13 protein-coding genes are annotated in these 20,834 nt (G+C 64.8%); 3 read left to right on the top strand and 10 right to left on the bottom strand.

Translation table 11 applies throughout. The features are described 5' to 3' along the window. Position 1: 1 nt before the first annotated feature. Entirely contained in the window at positions 2 to 2,161 is a 2,160-nt protein-coding gene (gspD, locus tag WG908_RS07680; RefSeq protein ID WP_340185974.1) for a type II secretion system secretin GspD, read from the bottom strand. Then, positions 2,158 to 3,000, bottom strand: a complete 843-nt coding sequence (locus WG908_RS07675; RefSeq protein ID WP_340185973.1) for a type II secretion system protein N — start codon at positions 2,998 to 3,000, stop codon at positions 2,158 to 2,160. The genes gspD and WG908_RS07675 overlap by 4 nt, the downstream gene beginning before the upstream one ends. Positions 3,001 to 3,148: 148 nt before the next feature. Between WG908_RS07675 and WG908_RS07670 the strand changes: the two genes are divergently transcribed. After that, complete coding sequence (locus WG908_RS07670; protein ID WP_340185972.1) at positions 3,149 to 3,796, top strand: prolyl hydroxylase family protein; 648 nt, start codon at positions 3,149 to 3,151, stop codon at positions 3,794 to 3,796. 109 nt (positions 3,797 to 3,905) lie between these two features. On the opposite strand, the gene WG908_RS07665 is transcribed toward WG908_RS07670, so the two are convergent. The 8 genes from WG908_RS07665 to WG908_RS07630 form a co-directional block, all read right to left on the bottom strand. Further along, positions 3,906 to 6,596, bottom strand: a complete 2,691-nt coding sequence (locus WG908_RS07665) for a TonB-dependent receptor domain-containing protein (protein WP_340185971.1) — start codon at positions 6,594 to 6,596, stop codon at positions 3,906 to 3,908. An 83-nt stretch (positions 6,597 to 6,679) separates the two neighbouring features. Next, complete coding sequence (locus WG908_RS07660) at positions 6,680 to 8,269, bottom strand: beta-helix domain-containing protein (protein WP_340185970.1); 1,590 nt, start codon at positions 8,267 to 8,269, stop codon at positions 6,680 to 6,682. A gap of 278 nt (positions 8,270 to 8,547) precedes the next feature. Further along, positions 8,548 to 8,931 (bottom strand): tetratricopeptide repeat protein, encoded by a 384-nt coding sequence (locus WG908_RS07655; protein ID WP_340185969.1) that lies wholly within the window; start codon positions 8,929 to 8,931, stop codon positions 8,548 to 8,550. 300 nt (positions 8,932 to 9,231) lie between these two features. Then, entirely contained in the window at positions 9,232 to 10,773 is a 1,542-nt protein-coding gene (locus tag WG908_RS07650) for a PAS domain-containing hybrid sensor histidine kinase/response regulator family protein (RefSeq protein ID WP_340185968.1), read from the bottom strand. 66 nt (positions 10,774 to 10,839) lie between these two features. Then, positions 10,840 to 11,784 (bottom strand): glutaminase, encoded by a 945-nt coding sequence (locus tag WG908_RS07645; RefSeq protein WP_340185967.1) that lies wholly within the window; start codon positions 11,782 to 11,784, stop codon positions 10,840 to 10,842. A 137-nt stretch (positions 11,785 to 11,921) separates the two neighbouring features. Continuing rightward, a complete protein-coding gene (gene alaS / locus WG908_RS07640; protein ID WP_340185966.1) occupies positions 11,922 to 14,576 on the bottom strand; it encodes an alanine--tRNA ligase in 2,655 nt (884 codons plus the stop codon). A 91-nt stretch (positions 14,577 to 14,667) separates the two neighbouring features. Beyond that, positions 14,668 to 15,294: a glutathione S-transferase family protein gene (locus WG908_RS07635; protein ID WP_340185965.1), complete on the bottom strand. Its 627-nt coding sequence runs from the start codon at positions 15,292 to 15,294 to the stop codon at positions 14,668 to 14,670. 103 nt (positions 15,295 to 15,397) lie between these two features. Then, complete coding sequence (locus WG908_RS07630; RefSeq protein ID WP_340185964.1) at positions 15,398 to 17,491, bottom strand: malate synthase G; 2,094 nt, start codon at positions 17,489 to 17,491, stop codon at positions 15,398 to 15,400. A gap of 101 nt (positions 17,492 to 17,592) precedes the next feature. Here WG908_RS07630 and WG908_RS07625 point away from each other — a divergent pair, with 101 nt between their 5' ends. Both WG908_RS07625 and WG908_RS07620 read left to right on the top strand, forming a co-directional pair. Beyond that, entirely contained in the window at positions 17,593 to 18,516 is a 924-nt protein-coding gene (locus tag WG908_RS07625; RefSeq protein ID WP_340185963.1) for a LysR family transcriptional regulator, read from the top strand. Between the two features lie 9 nt (positions 18,517 to 18,525). After that, a complete protein-coding gene (locus WG908_RS07620; protein WP_340185962.1) occupies positions 18,526 to 20,799 on the top strand; it encodes an NADP-dependent malic enzyme in 2,274 nt (757 codons plus the stop codon). Positions 20,800 to 20,834: the final 35 nt, after the last annotated feature.

The raw sequence follows: 20,834 nt of genomic DNA, 5'->3' as shown, positions 1-20,834 counted from the left end.
GTCACTGCTGCGTGCCCGGCGCGACGTCGACAGGTCGCACCACGCTGCTCGACTGGCGCGTCTCTGGCTCGATGATCTGTCCTGGCGCAGCCACGTCCGCGACCGGCGGGACCGCGCCCATATAATCGCGCACCAGCTCGTCGATGGTCGGCTCGACATCGGGATTGCGCCGCGCCTGCATGTCGCGAACATAGCCATAGCGCTGGGCGGTCAGGCGACGCGCGTCCTCCTTGCTGCGCAATATCGTCGGGCGGATAAAGACCATCAGGTTGGTCTTGGTCCGGCTCTTGCTGCGCGATTTGAACAGTTCGCCAAGGCCGGGAATGTCCGACAGCAGCGGAATGCGCTCGATCGTGCGCCGCTCATTGTCGTCCAGCAGCCCGCCCAGCGCCAATATCTCGCCATCGTCGACCGTCACGGTCGTTTCGATCTCGCGCTTGTTGATGATGAGGTCGCTGCTCGAATTGCTCACCGGCCCGGCGACGCTGGACACTTCCTGCTTGAGGAACAGCTTGATCGCGCCGCCGGTATTGATCTGCGGCTTGACCTCCAGCTTGATGCCGACATCCTGCCGCTGCACGGTACGGAACTGGTTGTCGAAATTCTGGCTCAGCGCCTCGCCGGTGGTGACGGGCACCTGCTGCCCGACCAGGATCGATGCCTTCTGATTGTCCAGCGTCATCACCGACGGCGTCGACAACAGGTTGCTTTCGGTGTCGGACTTCACCGCATTGATGATCGCGCCGAAAATGCCGTTGTCGCCGATGCGCGTGCCCAGCCCGCCGATGATCCCGGTCGCGCTTTGCAGGCTGTTGATCGCCGCTTCCTGCAACGTTCCCGCCAGGTCGCCATTCTCGCGGGTTTCGGTGGTCGTGCGCGTGCCGTCCGGCGCCACCACCGTGGTCGTCGTGCTGCCCAACTGCGTCGCGCCATAGGCCCCGGCGAGCGTCAGCAGATTGGGCGAGGCATTGGAATAGTTGGTCGCGGCAAAGCCCGTCGACGTGCTGCCGATCAGGAATTGCACGCCCAGCTTCCTGGCGGCGGCATCGCTGATCTCGACGATGATCGCTTCGACCAGCACCTGTTCGCGCCGCGTATCGATCTGGCGGATCGTCTCGCCCAGCATCCTCTGCACATCGCTGCCCGCCGCGACGATGATCGCGTTCGCGCCTTCATAGCGGGTGACGATCGCCGGTCCGCGCGTCGCGATGCCGCTGCCCGGTCCGCCGGATGCGGGGGCCGGCGCCGGCGTTGCCGCGGGCGCGGCCGAAGTCGGCGCGGGCGTCGATGCGCTGACGGAGGCGCTCGGCGATTGCCCGATCAGTTGCTGCAACACCGGCAACAGCTTTTCGGCATCGGCATGTTCGAGCCAATAGACGCGAATCTCGGTCCCGCTCGCCGCCTGCCGGTCCAGGCTGCGCGCCATCTCCGCCAGCCGCGCGACCGCGCCCGCGTCGCCGCGAATCGCGATGGCGTTGCTGCTGTCGATCGGCACCACGGTCGCCGCCGCCGGGGCCGCGCCCTCGCCCGTGCCGCCCGCGACCAGCGCCTGGAGCGACGTCGCGATTTCGCGCGCGCCCGCATTTTTCAGCATGACCATCTGCGTCGATGTCGAATCGCGGTCGATCCGGGCGATCACCTGGCGGATGCGCGCGATATTGTCGGCATAGTCGGCAACGACCACGCTGTGCCCGGCCCGGTTGGCGGTGACGCTGCCGTCGCGGCTGACCAGAGGCCGCAGCGTTTCGAGCGCGGACGCCGCGTCGATCGAACGCAGGCGAAACACTTCGGTGACGAAGCTGTTGCGATTGGCCGCGCGCCCCACCGCGCTCGGCTGCCCCGCCGCGCCGTCGGACGGCTGAATGCGATAGGCGCCGCCCGGCGCTGGCACCGCCACCAGCCCGTTGGCGCGCAGCGTCGACAGGAAAATCTCGAAATATTCCGATCGGCTGAGCGGCCGGTCGGTCACCACCGACACCTTGCCCTGCACCCTCTGGTCGATGATGAAGGTCCGGCCGGTGACCCGTGCGGCGTCCTGGATGAAGGCGCGGATATCCGCGTCGCGCACGTTGAGCGTCTGCTGCGCCAGCAGCGGACCGCAAAGCGGTCCGGCGAGCGCCAGCGTCATGGCAGCGGAAAGGGTCAGGAAATGTCTGGTCATTGGCCTTGCAACGTCAGGGCGATGGGCACCACGGCCGCGCCGCGCTCCACCATCAGGGAAAGGCGCGCGCCGGGCGCGATCTGGTTCTGGAGGACAGAGATGTCGCCGGCCGACCCGATCGACCGGCCATTGACCTGCGTCACGACATCGCCCGGTTGAAAGCCGGCGGCGGTAAAGCCCGGCCCCTTGACGCTCAGCACCAGCCCGGTGATCCGGCCGTCCTGCGTGCGCGGGGCAAAGCCGACATCGCGCTTGAGGCTTTCGGCGGTGGGGCTTCCCGTCGGCGGCTGCGGCGCGGGCGCGATAGTCGCCGCAGCGGGCGCCACGCCGCCTTCGGCCGGCGACACCGCCTCCGTGGGCTGCGACTGGTCGATGAACAGCTGTTCGGCGGCGCCGCCCCGGTCGATCACCACATGGTCGAAGGCGACGGCCTTAAGCACGACGCCCGGCAGAATTTCGTCGCCGACCGCAAAGCTGTTCTGCATCCCGTCGGGCGTGGCGATGATCGCCGATCCCTGGCCCGACCCTTCATTCACGCGAATGCCATAGAGCGTCAGCGCCAGCGACGTCACGACGCCGCTTGCGGCCTGCGGCGGGCCAGCCGGGAAAAACGGGTCGAAGCTCGCGAACAGCGCCTTGCGCGCTTCGATCGAGGGAATATCGGCGCGGCGCGCTTGCCATGGCCCGTAGGGCCCAACCGGCGTCACGACCGCCCACAACAGCCGGGCGACCTGCAACGCCAGCAGGGCGAGCATCAACAGCTCGACCAGGCGCAACCAGTCGATCGGGCGCAAGCGCCGGCCGATATCGGCTACACCGCTGCTAAGGTACACACGCATGACCGCTGAACTCATCCCCCTTGGGCCATCGCCTGCTAGGCGGCCGATCTTACCCACAAATGACAATCATGTGACTCAATTATGACAGTCGCTGTCAGTGTCGCGATATGCTTGATTTTCGGGGGACACGCGCTAGCAGCCTGGCTTCATGGACCTTTCGAGCCCGCCCGTCGGCATCGACGCCGATCCGCTGTGGATATCCGGCCAGCCGGGCGTCCAGCGCGTCCCCAGCCGCGAGATCGCATTGTTCATTCGCCGCGCCTTTCTCGACCCCGACGAATGCGCCGGTCTGATCGCGCGAATCGAAACGGATCGCCGACCGTCGACCATTGCCGACGCCAATGGCGACGGCGCGTTCCGCACCAGCGAGACCTGCGATCTCGACATGGCCGACCCGTTCGTCATGGCCATCGACCGAAAGCTCGCCGCCTTCGCCGGGATCGACCCCGCCCATGGCGAACCGATCCAGGGCCAGCGTTATGCCGCAGGCCAGGAATTCAAGCCGCATACCGATTTTTTCGATCCCAAGGGCGTCGACTTCGCCAAATATTGCTCCGTGGCGGGCAATCGCACCTGGACGCTGATGGTCTATCTGGACGAACCCGCCGCCGGCGGGGCCACCCGCTTTCCCAGGATAGGCAAGACCGTTCAGCCCGAAACCGGCAAGTTGCTCGCATGGAATAACCGCCTGTCGCCCGGCGTCTACAATCCCGCCAGCCTCCATCACGGCATGAAGGTGCGCGGCGGCGTCAAGCACGTCATCACCAAATGGTATCGCGAACGCCCCTGGGGCTGACTGCCTCCCTGTTCCTTTCCCGCAGACACGAATGCGACCGGCTCGTCGGAAACGGGCCGGTCGCATTCGTTGAACGGGGCGGACCGCAGATGCGGCCCTTCCCTTCGGATCAGAAAGCGACGGTCACCGACCCCGCGACCGACGTGCCGAGCTTGTAGCAGTTATAATAGACCCGCGTGCCTCCGGCTTCCTGGAATTCCTGATATTTCCGGCCGGTGATGTTGCGCGCTTCCAGCTTGAATTCGGCATTGATGCCGCCGGGCATGACCACGCCCTGCCGCGCGACGAAATCCAGCGTCAGGCCGGGCCGCTCGACGATATCGGGTTGCAGGTTGGGACCGCGGCTGGTCACCCGGTCGCTGGCATAGGTCACCAGCAGCGTCTGCTGCGACAGCTTGTCGGTGTCTTCCAGGCCGATCTGGAAATTGACCAGATGGTCCGATTGCCCGGTCATCGGCGCGCCGTGGATGAAATAGTCGGACGCCGCCGGCAGGTCGCCGGTGGTATAGGTGTAGGGGATGGTCTTGTCGCCGTCGCTGACCTTCAGCTTCGACTGGGTGTAGGTATAGTTGCCGATCAGCACCAGGCGGCGGCTCTGGAAGAAGGGCGATGCCGACAGGTTGTCGAGCGGGATATATTTCTGCGCTTCCAGCTCGAAACCATACAGCGTCGCTTCGGGCGCGTTGGCGAAGCTGGTCGTGACCGAATAGGTATCGTTGATGGTCGTGTAGGTTTCGATCGGATTGTCGATCTTCTTGTAGAAACCCGCCAGGGTCAGGCGATCGTCGCGCCCCATATACCATTCGGCGCGCGCTTCGGCGTTCAGCAACTCGCTGTCCTGAAGGAACGGGTTGCCGCGATAGAAACGGTTGGCGTCGACATCGACGAACGGCTGGGCGATCAGTTCGCGGAACTGCGGCCGGGCGATCGTCTTGGACCCGTTGACCCGGAACTGGAGGCCGCTGCCCGCGTCGAAGGTCAGGGTGACGGCCGGCAGCCAGTAATCCTGCTTGATCTGGTTGAACTCGGTGATGCCGGTGGAATAGACATCCAGGCCCGTGACCGACTGCTCGCCCTTTTCATAACGGACGCCGGCGTTGACGCTCAGGCCCGGAAACAGTTCGGCCTGCACCTGGCCATAGCCGGCATGAACCCGCAGCGCCGCGTCATAGACCGGATAATTGCCCGAAAAATCGAGCAGGCCCAGGTCGAAAAGCTGGATCGTCGCGTCCGACAGCAGATAGTCGGGGCGCAACTGCTGAACCGGGATCGGCAGGTTGACCGCATCGAAATGCAGTTCGTATCGCGACGAGCGACGCTTGGTGTCGGTAAAGGCATAGCCCGCCGTGAAGGTGAAGTCGGGTGAGAATGTATAGCTCAGGTCCGCACCGGCGAACCACAGATCCTCGTTGAGCGCGCTGAACGTCACCGAAGCGTCGCCGCGCTGCCGGTTCAGCAGGTTGACGAAACGATCGCCCACCGGGTCGATGGCCAGTTCCCGGTTGGACCGGACATAGACGAATTCGCGCTCATAGGGCGCTTCACGCTGCGAATTGGCATAGCCGCCGCGCGCATCCAGGCTCAGCGCATCGCTCAGTTCGAACTCACCGACCAGCTGGGTGTCGATCAACTGGCGCTCATACCAGGCGGTCTGCTGCGTCAGATAGTCCGCGCCCTGGATCAGGCCGTCATTCTGGCCAACGGCCAGCGCCCCGCGCTTGAGCGTGTCGCGGATATAGAGGTTGGTCCAGCGCAGCTTCTGGTCGCCCAGCTCCAGCCCCACGCCGACCAGCGCGTTGACCGTGATCTGGTTGTCGGTGACGACCTGATTATAGCTTTTGCCCGCGCCGGTGGCGACATCGAGCGACGCCTGTTGCAGGTTTTCGCGCGTGCGCCATTTGTTGCTGTAGGCTGCGGTGGCGATGATGCCCAGCCGCCCGTCGCTGCCGACGTCGACCGCGGTGCCGCCATTGAGCGAAGCGGAAAAATTGAACGGCACGCTGTTGGTCCGTTGCAGGACCGACGTATTGCTGTTGAGAAACTGCATCGCGATATTCTGCTGGTCGCCACGCGAAATGTCGGCAAAGGGAATGCCCGCGCCGAACGCATTCTTCAGCAACGGCGGCACATCGCGCGAACTGTCGTCGAACCCGGTCCAGTCGGACTTCGATCCATAATAGGTATAGCCAAGCTCGCCCGATGTTTCGCTGTTGCCCGAAACGCCGCCGCCGATCTCCAGATAGCTTTCGACCGGGATCGCCTTGGTCGTCAGGTTGATGACGCCGCCGCCGAACTCGCCGGGGAAATTGGCCGAATAGGTTTTCTGCACCAGGGTCGATGCGATGACGTTGGTGGGAAAGATGTCGAGCGGCACGACCCGCTTGAGCGGCTCGGGGCTGGGCAGCGGCGAACCGTTGAGCAGCGCCAGCGAATAGCGGTCGCCAAGCCCGCGCACATAGACATAGCCGCCCGAAGCGACCGACAGGCCGGTCACCCGCTGGAGCGATCCGGCGATGTCGCCTTCGCCGGTGCGCTTGATGTCGGTGGCCGACAGGACGTTGACCACCTGCGGCGCGCTTTGCGAAATATTGGTCCGGCCGCGACCGGTGACGATGATGTCCGCACCGGGGATCGACACGTCGACATTGCCGCTCTGGGCGTCGGCTTCCTCGGCAACCGAGGGCACGCCCGACGCGGTCGACTGGTCGGGTGCGGCGTCGCCCGTCTGGGCGATGGCAGCCGGAGCGACAAGAGCGGTGGAAATCAGAAGCAGGCGCGCCAAGCTCAACGGCTTCGACATGGAAAGTCCCCTAGGAAGTTGTGCGATAAGGGCGCGGGGAAGCGCGGCATATCCGCGCTCCCCCGTCCCGTCGATCGAGGCGATCAGGTCGTCGGGATCGCCGTGCAGGCGCCGCTGGCGCTGCCAAAGCTCGCGGTGACCGAGTTGCAGGTCCAACCGACATACCAGTTGTCGTTCGCATCCTTCACCGCACCGACATAGTTGGTGGTGGTGAACGCGGCGTCGACCGTCTTGGGGTCGATCGCGGTGCGGCCGGTTTCGGTCGCGCCGTTGACGAACAGGTTGGTCAGCGACGGCGTGTAGCTGAACGTGCTGTTGGCGTCGGCCGCGAAGATCGACTGGACCAGCGCCACGTCGACGCCGCCGGTGCCCTTGAACGGCGTGCTGTTGCACTGCATCGCCACCGACAGGTAGCGCGGCTTGCCGGCGTCCTGGAGCGCGGCATCGGCGTCGCGCACCGTCGCTGCGCTGTTGATGCGCAGGCAGCTCTGGTTCGGGCTGACGATGATGCCGTTGACCAGCGCGATGTCGGCGCCGCCGCGAACCAGCATGGATGCACCGTCATCGCCGGTGTTCGAACGCTGGATGTGCGTGAAGTTGGCGACCTTCAGATACTGGCGGGGCAGCGCGTCTTCGCTGGCGTTGCTGTTGGTGGCCGAACCGTTCGAGTCGGTTTCGAGGAAGGTGTCGCCGATATTATTGCCTTCGCGCTGCGCCGAAATGACGAACTGCACGGTGCCGCGATAGCCGACGTCTGAATCGAAATTATCGTCTTCGTTGCCGGTCAGCACCAGATGCTTGAAGTGCACATTGCCGCCGAACGCTTCGATGCCGTCGTCGGAGCTGTTGTGGACCTGGATATGGTCGATCACGGTGCCGGTGCCGGTGCCCGAGGGGGTGAGGCCCTGAAGCTCCTTGCCGTCCGCCAGCACGAAGCCGGAATAGCGGATCTGCACGAAGCTCATGCGGCCCGAGCTGTCGGCGTCGTTCGCGCCGCCGTACAGGGCGTTGCTGGTGCCTTCGGTGTCACGCTCGCACGCCACGGTGCCGGGAGCCGCGGCAGGCGCCTGGCAATCGGTGATCTTGGCGCGGCCGAGCAGCACGATGCCGCCCCACTGGGCCGACGACTGGTCGGTGGCGGTGCCCAGCACGTTTTCGCGGCTGGTGAAGATGATCGGGCTGGTCGCGGTGCCGACGGCGTTGATCTTGTTGCCGCGATTGACGGCCAGGTAGGACGCGCCCGTATTGGCGAATATGACGACGCCCGGATCGATCGTCAGCGTGACGTCGGTGTTGGTGCTGGCCGGACCCTGATCGGTGCCCACATCGACGCGGCCGGGCAGCGAATAGATGACGCCGGGGACCTTGGCGATCGCGACCGACGATGTGAAGCGCGCCGGGAATGCGCAGTTGCGCCAGGTGTTGCCGTTACCGCCAATGGTGCCAAGGTCGGCGAACTGCGCCGAACCGGACAGGGTCGGGCAGTTGGCGGCGGGCGTGACGCCGGTGGGCGTGGGGGTGGGTGTCGGGGTCGGCGAGGGGCTCGGCGTCGGCGCGGGAATGACGATCGTGCCTTCGCCGGGCGACGCGATGTCGTCGGCGCCACAGGCGCTCAACGCCGCACAGGCGCAGCCCGCCATCAGGATGGTCTGGAAATGCTTAGTCTTGGCCATGTCGTCTCCGCTCCGGCGATGCCGGGTTATGTTGAATGCGGAGCGCAAGGGAGTTTATCGAATCGGACTACGCCCCCTGTCGCCCTCCGTTGGGCGGTTAGGCGCGGCGCGTGACAGGTTGATTGTCGTTTTGAGACAGGTGAATGTCACTTATATGACGTTTTGAAGTCGTTGATGACAATGGCGTGACAGGGCCGGCCCTCGCGCCCGCGCCTCAACGAAAAGGGCTTGCCGCGCGGTTGCAGCAAGCCCTTTTCGCCATCGCGGGACGGGAAATTTTATTTCATCGCGAGCGCAACATCCATGCGGCGCAGGGCCTTGCGGGCGACATCGCGCGCCGGCGCTTCGCTGCCATCGGCCATCACCAGCATTTCCTTGGGCGCGAATGCGGCGGCGCGATAGGCTTCACGGGCCTGGGCGATGCGGCCCAGACCGGCATAGGCGTTGCCCAGGTTGATGAGCCGGGCGGGGTCGTTGAACGAATCCGGCCATGCCGCCGACAGCTTCGCCTCGGCCGCCTGGTAATCCCGCGCGATCAGCGCTGCGGCTGCCAGCCCGCCATCGGGCACGCCGACCACGGTCAGCGTTTCGGGAGACGCGAACGCGGTCGCAGGCGCGAGCAGTCCGACCGACAGGGTCAATGCGAGGACCAGCTTTCTCATCCAATTTCTCAAGCAAAACCTTTTGACTATAGCTGGAATTATTTCATCTTCATGACACAGGCACAAGCCCCTGCCTTTCGCGCGCAATCAACTTATTGATGTATAATTTCATATAGTTATAATTATTTCACGCAGATGTCATAAAAGCGTCATCGAACATGGCATGAAAAATGGTCGCGATTCGCGCCCGTTCGCGGCCGGACGACCTTGCCGCGTTCAAGAACGGCGCTGGGCGCTTCGCGCGCCCTTCCGGGGTGTTGACTACAATCCGGGCCGGGGCAGCGGCCCCTCTCCGCCCCCTCACCCCAATCGCATTTCCGCAGCGCGGCCGCACGCGCTCTGGATCGCCACGTCGATCGCGCGGGTGTCGAACGGTTTGCGCAAAAGCTCGAACTCTGTCGCCGACCCGCTGATGATCTCCTCGCTATAGCCGCTTGCAAGCAGGATCGGCAGCGTGGGGTGACTTTTGCGAACCATGCGCGCCAGGCTGATGCCGCTGCGCCCCGGCATCACCACGTCGGTCAGCAGCAGGTCGACGCTATGCGTCTGCAACAGCGTCAGCGCCTCCTCGGCGCAGTTGGCGCCGACCACGGTATAGCCCAGATCTTCCAGCATCGCCGTGCCGACGTCCCGCACCGCGTCATTGTCTTCGACCAGCAGCACCCGCTGGCCCATCCCATCGTGCGACAGCGCCAGTGCCGCCTTGTCGGCCGCCGCGATCTTCATCGTCCTTGGCAGCAACAGGCTCAGCGCCGTTCCTTCGCCCGGCGCCGACCGGATTTCGGCCCGTCCGCCCGCCTGCGCGGCAAAACCGTGGATCTGCGACAGGCCAAGGCCGGTGCCCTTGCCCACCGGCTTGGTGGTGAAAAACGGTTCGAACACCCGTTCCGCCACCTCCGGGGCCATGCCCTGTCCCGTGTCCGCCAGCGTAACGCACACCATGTCAGGGTCGGTCGCGGTTGCGGGACGATTTTCGGTGCGAATGGTGATGCGTCCGCCCTCGGGCATCGCGTCGCGGGCATTGAATGCCGCGTTCAGCAAGGCGGTTTCCAGTTGCGCGGCGTCCACTTCCGTCCGCCACAGGTCCGGCGCCAGGTCGAGCGCCACGATGATCGCGCCGCCCAGCGTGCGGTCCAGCACGTCGCCGATCGCGTCGATGCGCAGGTTGAGGTCCAGTATTTCGGGGTTCACCGGCTGCCGCCGGCCAAAGGCCAGCAGGTGACTGATCAGCGTGGACGCATGATCGGCGGTTTCGATGATCGCGCGAAGATAGCGTTGCCGCCGTTGGGGGGGCAATCCCTCGCGATCGAGCATATCCGCCGAACCGCGTATGACCGTCATCAGATTGTTGAAATCATGGGCGATGCCACCGGTCAGTTCGCCCAATGCCTGCAACTTTTGCGCCTGGTACAGCGCGGCGCGGGTGCGCTCGACTTCCTCCTGCGCCGCCTTCTTGTCGCTGTTGTCGCGGGTGATCTTGGCAAAGCCGATCAGGGTTCCGTCCTCGTCGCGGATCGGGTCGACGACCACATGCGCCCAGAACCGGCTGCCATCCTTGCGGACGCGCCATCCTTCGGATTCGAACTTGCCTTCGGTCCGCGCGGTTTGCAGCGCGCGGCCGGGCAGGTCCGATGCGCGATCCTCGTCGGTGAAGAATCGGGAGAAATGCGATCCGATGATCTCGTGCGCCTCATAGCCCTTGAAGCGGCGGGCGCCCGCGTTCCAACTGGCGATATGCCCCGTCGGGTCGAGCATGTAGATGGCGTAATCGAATACGGAATTGACCAGCAGTTCAAAGCGCCGCGCGCCCAGTTCGTTCAGGAAATTGGCTTCTTCAGCCATATGATCGCACCCTTAATCCCCCACACGCGGCTTTAGCGGTCCTCTTGGCCAGTGCATAGTCCCTTGTTATTGATCGGCGCTATCGCCCGCCGGGCTGAATACCGACCATCCGGTGCGCTGCGCCAGCCGCTCCAGCGCCAGCGTGCCGAGCCGGCTGTTGCCATTTTCGTTCAAGCCTGGGGACCATACCGCTATCGACGCCCGTCCCGGCACGATCGCCAAAATGCCCCCGCCCACCCCCGATTTCCCCGGAATGCCGACGCGAAAGGCAAAATCGCCCGATGCGTCATAATGACCGCAGGTCAGCATCAGCGCATTGATCCGGCGGGCACGGCTGGGCGATACCACCCTGCCCTCGTCGGGATGCCGCCCGTCGAGCATCAGGAAACGCCCGGCCAGGGCAAGTTGCCGGCAATTCATCTCGATCGCGCATTGATGAAAATAGGTGCCCAGGACCAGTTCCACCGGATGATGGATATTGCCGAACGCACGCATGTAATTGGCAAGCGCGATGTTGCGAAATCCGGTCGCGGTTTCCGACGCCGCCACCGCTTCGTTGATGGCGATGCTGTCGTCGCCGGTCAGATAGCGCAGGAACCGCAGCATTTCGCCGATCGCGACGCGCGGCTGATGCCCGCCCAGATTGACGTCGCTGACCACGATCGCACCGGCATTGATGAACGGGTTGCGGGGAATGCCCCGCTCCTGCTCCAGCTGGACGATCGAATTGAACGCATTGCCCGACGGCTCGCGCCCGACCCGCTCCCACAACTGGTCCCCGGCCTTGCCCAGCGCCAGCGTCAGCGCGAACACCTTGGAAATCGACTGGATCGAAAAGCCCGCATCGGCGTCGCCCCCCGCGACCATGGCACCATCGGCGGTGACGATGGCGATGCCGAACCCGGCGGGGTCGACGCTGGCCAGTTCGGGGATATAGCTGGCGACTGTCCCGCGATCCTCCTGCGCGGCGATATACGCGACGATGTCGGCGACGATGTCGGTCAGGTCCATCTTGCCTCCCCCCGCTGTCCTACAGGACGCGGTCCATGATAAGGCGGGAATTGCTCTTTCCAACCGTCGATTTCAAACGTCCCGTCAGGATCGGGTCCGCGCAATAAAATGTCGCAACGAGCGTGAAAAGTGCGAAGTTAAGCAGCCCGGCTCGCGAGCGCCTGCTTCACCGCCTCGACCGCCGCCGCCGCCCTGTCGCCTTCGGGACCGCCGCCCTGCGCCATGTCGGGCCGCCCGCCGCCGCCCTTGCCGCCCAGCGCCTCGACTCCCACCCGGACCAGGTCGACCGCGCTGATCGTCCCGGTCAGGTCGTCGGTCACGCCGACCGCGACGGTGGCGCGCCCATCGACCACCGCGACGATGGTCGAAACGCCGCTGCCCAGCGTCTTCTTGTTGCCATCGACGATGCCGCGCAATTCCTTGGGATCCAGGCCCTCGATCACCTGGCCCATGAAGCTGACGCCCGCGACCTGTTCGGGGCCAGCGGCAACGGCGCCCGATCCGCCGCCCAGCGCCAGCGCCTTCTTCGCCTCGGCCAGTTCGCGTTCCAGCCTGCGGCTTTGCTCGACCAGCGCCGATATCCGCGAGGGCACATCCTCGGGCGCGGCCTTGAGCGCGGCGGCCGCCTGCCGCAGCCGGTCCTCGCGATCGACCAGCCACAACCGCGCCGCCTCCCCGGTCAGCGCCTCGATCCGGCGGACACCGCTCGCGACCGCGCTTTCGGCAACGATCTTGAACAGTGCTATATCGCCCGTCGCCCGCACATGCGTACCGCCGCACAGTTCGACCGAATAGCTGCTGTCATCGCCCCGCCCCATGGAAAGGACGCGGACCTCGTCGCCATATTTTTCGCCGAACAGCGCCATCGCGCCGGCGGCGATCGCATCGTCAGGGGTCATCAACCGGGTGGTGACTTCCTCATTATGCCGGATCTGCGCGTTCACATCGGCCTCGACCGCCGCGATCTGCTTGTGCGTCAAAGCCTCTGGATGCGAAAAATCGAACCGCAACCGGTCGGCCGCCACCAGGCTGCCCTTCTGCGTCACATGCGCGCCCAGTTCCTTGCGCAGCGCCGCATGCAGCAAATGGGTCGCACTGTGGTTGGCGCGCACGCGGTCGCGACGATCGCTGTCGACGGCCAAATGCACGGTGTCGCCAACCTTGACGCTGCCCGCGCCGATCGTCGCCTGATGGGCGTTGAGCCGCCCCAGCGGCTTGGACGTATCGGTCACCTGGGCGATCAGCCCGGCCTGCGTCGTGATGACGCCGGCATCGCCGGCCTGCCCGCCGCTCTCGCCGTAAAAGGGCGTCTGGTTGGTGATGATGACGACATCCTCGCCAACCTCCGCGCGCTCGACCCGCGCTCCGGCCTTGACGATGGCCAGCACCTCGCCTTCACCCTGGGTGCCCGAATAGCCGATGAATTCCGTGCCGCCGACATTTTCGGCAATGTCGAACCAGATGTCGTCCGACGCCTTTTCGCCCGATCCCTTCCACGCCGCCCGCGCCGCCGCCTTCTGTTCGGCCATGGCGCTGTCGAACCCGCCCCGGTCGACGCCCAGCCCACGCGATCGCAGCGCGTCCTCGGTCAGGTCATAGGGGAAACCATAGGTGTCGTAGAGCTTGAACGCCGTCTCGCCGGGCAGCGTGTCGCCCTCGGCCAGTTCGGCGGTCGCTTCGTCGAGCAGCTTCAGCCCATTTTCCAGCGTCCGGCGGAAACGGGTCTCCTCGCGCAACAGCGTTTCCTCGATCAGCGGCTGCGCGCGCACCAATTCAGGATAGGCCGCGCCCATTTCCGACACCAGGCTGCCGACCAGCCGATACATCAGCGGGTCTTTCGCGCCGATGATATGTGCGTGCCGCATCGCCCGGCGCATGATCCGCCGCAACACATAGCCGCGCCCCTCGTTCGCCGGCAGCACGCCGTCCGCGATCAGGAAACTGGTGGACCGCAAATGATCGGCGATGACGCGGTGGCTGGCCTGATGATCTCCATCGGTCGCGGTCTTGGTGATCGCACCGCTCGCGTCGATCAGCGCCCGGAACGTGTCCGTATCATAATTATTATGCACGCCCTGCATCACCGCGGCGATCCGCTCCAGCCCCATGCCGGTGTCGATCGACGGGCGCGGCAGTTCCGAAACGATCTCGTTCGCTTCCTGCTCATATTGCATGAAGACCAGGTTCCAGATCTCGACGAAACGGTCGCCATCCTCCTCCGGCGAACCGGGCGGGCCGCCCCAGATATGATCGCCATGGTCGTAGAAGATTTCGGAGCACGGCCCGCACGGGCCACTGTCGCCCATCGCCCAAAAATTATCCTTGGTCGGGATGCGGATTATGCGGCTTTCGGGCAGGCCCGCGATCTTTTTCCACAGGTCGAACGCCTCGTCGTCGGTATGATAGACGGTCGCGGTCAGCTTGTCGGCGGGCAGGCCCCATTCCTTGGTCAGCAGCGTCCAGGCGTGGCTGATCGCCTGCTCCTTGAAATAATCGCCGAAGCTGAAATTGCCGAGCATTTCAAAGAAGGTGTGATGGCGGGCGGTGTAGCCGACATTGTCGAGATCATTATGCTTGCCGCCGGCGCGTACCGACTTCTGGCTTGACGTCGCGGTCTTGTAGGGGCGCGTTTCCAGGCCGGTGAAGACATTCTTGAACGGCACCATGCCGGCGTTGACGAACATCAGCGTCGGGTCGTTATGCGGCACTAGCGGCGCGGACGGGACGATGGTGTGGCCGTTGGCCCCGAAATAGTCGAGGAAGGATCGGCGGATGTCGTTGGTCGATGTCATGCCGGGGATTTAGGCGAGAGCGCTCCGCCGCACAAGCCGGGCTTTTCGGCGCAACATCAGGTTGCCGGATTCACCCGTAGCTATGCCGGATTCACCCGTAGCTATAGGGGCCGCCAGCCTTGAGCGCTGCCTGATAGGCCGGTCGCGCATGCATCCGGTCGATCCAGTCGATCAGGTGCGGCCTGCGCTGGTCAAGACCCGCGCGTGCCCGCGAAGCTTCCAGCGGGAAGCTCATCATGATGTCGGCGGCGGTGAATTCCTGCCCGGCAAAATAGGGGCGGGTCGCGAGTTCGGTTTCCAACCAGTCGAGGTGATCATTCACCATCCCCTGCACGGTCCCGCGCGCGGGACGGCCAAGCCAGCCGAGCTTCATCACCACCAGCAGCGCAAGCAACGGTGACATCAACGACCCTTCGGCATAGTGGAGGAACAGGCGGTAACGCACCGCGTCGTCATCGTCCCCCGCCACGCCCAGTTCGCCGCCAGCGCTGCGCACCAGATATTCGACGATCGCGCCGGTTTCTATCAGCTTGCGTCCGTCGATTTCCACGATCGGCGCGCGCCCGAGCGGATGAACCTGCCGCAGGCTGGGCGGCGCACGCAGCGTAAAGCTGTTGCGCTCATAGCGCTTGACCGCATAGGGCAGTTGCAGTTCCTCAAGCAGCCACAAGATGCGTTGCGAGCGGCTGTCCGCCAGATGATGCACTACCACTGTCATACGGCACTCCGACCGCGCCCCGACAGCTTGAATAGTATAAAATGGACGTAATGCCAAGCATTACGTTATCGAAACTTCGCTAAAGATTTCGAATTTTGCGGCCTCATCCCGCCGCTTTGGCGCGCGCGCGGAAGGCATGAAGCAGCGGCTCGGTATAACCGTTGGGCTGCGTCACCCCTTCGAATACGAGCGCGCGCGCCGCCTGAAATGCCAGCCCGTCAGGATGGCCCGCCATCGGGCGATAGAGCGGATCCGCGCTATTTTGCGCATCGACCTTCGCCGCCATCCGCGCGAAGGCGGCATCCACCTGTCGGCCATTGCAGACGCCATGCAACAGCCAGTTTGCGATATGCTGCGACGATATCCGCAGCGTGGCGCGATCTTCCATCAGGCCGATGTCATGGATGTCGGGCACTTTGGAACAGCCTATCCCCGCATCGATCCAGCGGACGACATAGCCCAATATGCCCTGCGCATTATTGTCGAGTTCCTGCGCGACATCGTCTTCCGACCAGTTGTGGCCGGTCGCGAGCGGAATGGTCAGCAGGCTGTCCAGCGACGCTATGCCTTCCGCCTTGCGCTCGGCCTGCCGCGCGAACACATCGATGCGATGATAATGGGTCGCGTGCAGCGTCGCCGCCGTGGGCGACGGCACCCAGGCGGTGTTCGCGCCGCTCCTGGGGTGGCCGATCTTCTGTTCCAGCATGTCCGCCATGCGGTCGGGCGCGGCCCACATACCCTTGCCGATCTGCGCGCGACCCGACAGGCCGCAGGCAAGCCCGATCTGCACGTTGCGATCCTCATAGGCGGCGATCCAGTCGGATGTCTTCATCTCACCCTTGCGGATCATCGGCCCGGCACGCATCGACGTGTGCATCTCGTCGCCCGTACGGTCGAGAAAGCCGGTATTGATGAAGATGATACGGTCCTTGACCGCTTCGATGCAGGCCGCGAGGTTTGCCGATGTGCGGCGTTCCTCATCCATGACGCCGACCTTTATGCTGTGTCGGGCAAGACCCAGCATATCTTCGACCGCGTCGAACAGGCGATTGGTGAAGGCCGCTTCTTCCGGCCCGTGCATCTTGGGCTTGACTATATAGATGCTTCCCGCCCGGCTGTTCCCGCCCTCACGCGCAAGGTCATGCATCGCGATCAGACTGGTGACCATGCCGTCCAATATGCCCTCGGGCGCTTCCTGGCCGTTGGCCAACAATATCGCCGGCGTGGTCATGAGGTGCCCGACATTTCGGACAAAAAGCAGGCTGCGGCCTGGCAGCGTCAATGCGCTGCCGTCAGGCGCGGCATAGATACGGTCCGGGTTGAGCGAGCGCGTCATCATCGCGCCATTCTTCTCGAACGTGTCGGTCAGGTCGCCGCGCATCAGGCCGAGCCAGTTGCCATAGGCGGCCACCTTGTCGGCGGCGTCCACCGCCGCAACCGAATCCTCCAGATCGCATATCGCGGTCAGCGCCGATTCCAGAATGACGTCGGCTATGCCCGCCGGGTCGCCCTTGCCGATCGGATGGTCGCGGTCGAAGATGATTTCGATGTGCAGGCCGTTGTTGCGATAGAGCCGGCCCTTGGCGCTGTGGCCGACATATTGGCCGGGGTCGCGCAGCACGATGTCGTCCCCCGAAAGCGCGGCCCAGCTGCCGTTGGCTAGCGGTACGGCATCGTCCAGGAAAGCCTTTGCCCAGGCAATAACCTGCGCGCCACGCGCTTCATCATAGCCCTTGCCCGTCGCTGCGCCAGGAATCGCATCAGTGCCATAAAGCGCGTCGTACAGGCTGCCCCAGCGGGCATTGGCGGCGTTCAGCAGGAACCGGGCGTTCAGGATAGGGACCACGAGTTGCGGACCGGCGAGGCGCGCGACCTCGTCATCGACATTGTCGCTTCCGACTAGGAAGGGCGCGGGTTCGGGCACGAGATAGCCGATATCGCGCAGGAAGGACTGATAGGCCTGCATATCGATCGGCTTGCCGGCCTGCCCGTCGTGCCAGGCGTCGATCTGCGCCTGCAACGTGTCACGCTTGGCCAGAAGCTCGACATTTTCCGGCGCGAACCGCGCGAATATGTCGGCCGCCCCGCGCCAGAAATGGTCCGCCGCGATGCCCGTGCCCGGCAGCGCCTGCTCCTCGATGAATGAAACCAGCTCGGTGGCGACCTTGATACCGGCCTTGTCGATCAGGGCGCTCATGCCATGCTTCCTCATGCTGAAAATTCATCGGGCACATAGACCATGGCGATTACGGGCGGTAGGCACCGATATAATAAATCAGTCTTTCTCCAGGTGAAAATATGTTGGACCCCGATTATGCCTTGTTCGCGGCCATCGCCGAGGAAGGAGGACTGTCCGCCGCCGCGCGCAGGCTCGCCATATCACCCGCCATGGTGTCAAAGCGCCTGGTACGGCTGGAGGCACGCCTCGGCGCGCGGCTGGTTCACCGCACGACCCGCCGGCTGGCCCTGACGCCCGCAGGCGAATGCCTGTTCGAAGACTTGCGCGCAATCCTTTCGGCGCTTGACGATGCCGAACGCCGTGTGACCGGCGCGGCGGTCGAGGCATCGGGTTTGCTTACGGTGACAGCGCCGACCTCCTTTGGCCGGATGCATGTCGCCCCGCATCTTGGCCGTTTTCTCGACGCTTACCCGCTCGTGACGATGCGGCTCGATCTGTCGGACGAATTCGCCGACCTCATCGAAAGCCGCGCTGACGTGGCGGTCCGCATCGCGGCCGACCCGGGTGCCGGCCTGACGGCGCACAGGCTGGCGACAAACAGGCGCATCCTGTGCGCATCGCCGGCCTATCTCGCCCGCGCCGGCATGCCCGCCAGCATCGCCGACCTCGAACACCACCGCCTTCTCGCCGCGCAGGGGCAATTGCCGTGGCGGTTGACCGGCCCCCGCGGCGGCGTGAACGTCGATGGCACCAGCCACGTCCGAACCAACAGCAGCGAGGTGGCGCGCGAACTGGCGCTGGCGGGGGTCGGTATCGCGCTGCGGTCGCTGTGGGACGTCAGCGACGCGCTGGCGGACGGTCGGCTGCTACAGATACTTCCCGCGCATGAAGGCCTCGCGGATGTCGCTCTGTTCGCGGTCCATCTGCCGCAGCCCCGACCGCCGCTGGCCGTGACAGCCTTCATTGCCTTCCTGCAACATCTCTACGCTCCGGCACCGCCATGGGAAAGGCCCGCCATTGCCCCTGCCCCGCAGGCCTTCTAAGGCGAAGTCATGGACGACGACATTCGCAAGGCCTCGCTCGATTATCACCGCTTTCCCCGGCCCGGAAAGCTACGCATCGAACCGACCAAGCGGATGGTCAACCAGCGCGACCTGGCGCTCGCCTATTCGCCCGGCGTAGCCGCGCCCTGTGAAGAAATCGCCGCCGATCCGGACAAGGCCCTGGATTACACCGCGCGAGGCAACCTGGTTGCCGTTATCACCAATGGCACCGCCGTGCTGGGCCTGGGGGCGATCGGCGCACTGGCATCCAAGCCGGTGATGGAAGGCAAGGCGGTGCTGTTCAAGAAATTCGCGGACATCGACGTTTTCGATATCGAGGTCGACACCACCGACCCGCGCAAGTTCATAGATGCCGTGGCGCTGCTGGAACCGACCTTTGGCGGCATCAACCTTGAAGATATCAAGGCGCCCGAATGTTTCGCGATCGAAGCCGAACTCAAGAAACGGATGAACATCCCGGTCTTCCATGACGATCAGCATGGCACCGCCATCGTCGTCGCCGCGGCGGTGCGCAACGCGCTGGTATTGCAGGGCCGATCTCTGGCAAATGCCCGGCTGGTGACGTCGGGCGCGGGTGCGGCGGCGCTCGCCTGCGTCGATCTGCTCGTGTCGATGGGCCTGCCCGTCGACAATGTGACGCTGACCGACAAGGACGGCGTCATTCATTCCGGGCGTCAGGGAATGCTGCCGAACATGGCGCGATACGCCCGCACGACCAATGCCCGCACCTTGCCGGACGTATTACCGGGCGCAAACCTGTTCCTTGGCCTTTCCGCGCCGGGCGTGTTGAAGCCCGAATGGCTGCCGCTGCTGGCGGACAAGCCGCTGATCTTCGCCCTTGCCAATCCGGAACCTGAAATCCTGCCGGAAGTCGCGCGTGCCGCACGGCCCGACGCGATCATCGCAACGGGTCGATCGGACTATGCCAACCAGGTCAATAACGTCCTGTGCTTCCCCTATATCTTTCGCGGTGCGCTGGACGTCGGCGCCACCCAGATCAACGAAGCGATGAAGGTCGCCGCGGCCGAGGCGATAGCCGCGCTCGCGCGCCTGCCCGCGCACGACAGCGTCGCCCAGGCCTATGGCGGGCGCAAGCTGGTGTTCGGACCGGATTATATCATCCCCACACCCTTCGACCCGCGCCTGATCGTCGAGATTGCGCCGGCGGTGGCGAAGGCGGCGATGGACAGCGGCGTGGCGCGCCGCACGCTGGACATCCCCGCCTATGCGCGCCGCCTGGCGCAACAGACCGCCCGGTCGGGGCAGTTGATGATGCCGGTATTCGAAGCGGCGCGCGGCACCCGCCGACGCATCGCTTATGGAGAGGGGGAGGACGAACGGGTGCTGCGCGCCGTGCAGGACGCGCTGGATGAAGGCCTGGTGCGGCCGACCATCGTCGCCCGCCGTCGCATCCTGAAACAGAAATTGCCCGAGCTTGGCCTGCGCTTCGTGCTCGATCGCGATGTCGACGTGGTCGATCCCGAAACCGATCATGATGTTTTCGAATCCCTGGTCGACGCCTATCGCGCGATTGCCGCTCGCAAGGGCGTGCCCGCCGCCGAAGTGATCCGTCACGTCTATCGCCGCCCGACCGTGACCGCCGCCATGCTGCTGCGCACTGGCCGGGTCGACGCCGCACTCGTGGGCGGCAATTCGGAATATTGGGGCCAGGTCGAACATGTGCTGCGCATCATCCAGCGCGCGCCGACCGTCAGCCGGGTCTATGCGCTGTCGGGGCTGATCCTCGACGCCGGCGCGCTGTTCATTACCGACAGTCATATGGTGCCCGATCCCACGCCGGATCAGGTTGCCGAAATGACAATATTGGCGGCGGCGGAAATTCGACGCTTCGGTCTTGAACCGCGTGCGGCCCTGCTGTCGCACTCCAATTTCGGCGCGTCCCACTCCCCGAGCGCGCGCAAGATGCGGGCCGCGCTGGGGCTGGTGCGCGCAGCCGAGCCAGGCCTGGCGGTGGATGGCGAAATGCACGCCGACGCCGCGCTGTCGCAATCCCTGCGCGAGAAACTGGTCCCCGATTCGCGGTTCGAAGGGGCTGCCAACCTGCTGGTGATGCCAAATCTCGATGCGGCCAACATCACGCTGACGGCGCTCGCCGGGTCATCCAGCTCACCAACCGTCGGTCCGATGCTAATGGGCTTGGCGCAGCCGATCCACGTGCTGACGCCCGGAGTCACCTCGCGCGGCATCCTCAATCTGACCGCCATCGCCGCAGCCGAGGTGACGCGCGAAGGCAGCGGTTAACCTTTGGGCGTTAAGCTCGCGCGCGAACCGGAGCT

Origin of the sequence: Sphingobium anseongense, assembly GCF_037725245.1 — a bacterium.
Lineage (GTDB): Bacteria > Pseudomonadota > Alphaproteobacteria > Sphingomonadales > Sphingomonadaceae > Sphingobium.
This window is presented reverse-complemented; position numbering and strand designations above follow the sequence as displayed.

Excerpts from the sequence above, each read along its gene's own strand:
- gspD (WP_340185974.1), bottom strand. The coding sequence starts at position 2,161 with ATGACCAGACATTTCCTGACCCTTTCCGCTGCCATGACGCTGGCGCTC.
- WG908_RS07675 (WP_340185973.1), bottom strand. The coding sequence starts at position 3,000 with ATGCGTGTGTACCTTAGCAGCGGTGTAGCCGATATCGGCCGGCGCTTG.
- WG908_RS07670 (WP_340185972.1), top strand. The coding sequence starts at position 3,149 with ATGGACCTTTCGAGCCCGCCCGTCGGCATCGACGCCGATCCGCTGTGG.
- WG908_RS07665 (WP_340185971.1), bottom strand. The coding sequence starts at position 6,596 with ATGTCGAAGCCGTTGAGCTTGGCGCGCCTGCTTCTGATTTCCACCGCT.
- WG908_RS07660 (WP_340185970.1), bottom strand. The coding sequence starts at position 8,269 with ATGGCCAAGACTAAGCATTTCCAGACCATCCTGATGGCGGGCTGCGCC.
- WG908_RS07655 (WP_340185969.1), bottom strand. The coding sequence starts at position 8,931 with ATGAGAAAGCTGGTCCTCGCATTGACCCTGTCGGTCGGACTGCTCGCG.
- WG908_RS07650 (WP_340185968.1), bottom strand. The coding sequence starts at position 10,773 with ATGGCTGAAGAAGCCAATTTCCTGAACGAACTGGGCGCGCGGCGCTTT.
- WG908_RS07645 (WP_340185967.1), bottom strand. The coding sequence starts at position 11,784 with ATGGACCTGACCGACATCGTCGCCGACATCGTCGCGTATATCGCCGCG.
- alaS (WP_340185966.1), bottom strand. The coding sequence starts at position 14,576 with ATGACATCGACCAACGACATCCGCCGATCCTTCCTCGACTATTTCGGG.
- WG908_RS07635 (WP_340185965.1), bottom strand. The coding sequence starts at position 15,294 with ATGACAGTGGTAGTGCATCATCTGGCGGACAGCCGCTCGCAACGCATC.
- WG908_RS07630 (WP_340185964.1), bottom strand. The coding sequence starts at position 17,491 with ATGAGCGCCCTGATCGACAAGGCCGGTATCAAGGTCGCCACCGAGCTG.
- WG908_RS07625 (WP_340185963.1), top strand. The coding sequence starts at position 17,593 with ATGTTGGACCCCGATTATGCCTTGTTCGCGGCCATCGCCGAGGAAGGA.
- WG908_RS07620 (WP_340185962.1), top strand. The coding sequence starts at position 18,526 with ATGGACGACGACATTCGCAAGGCCTCGCTCGATTATCACCGCTTTCCC.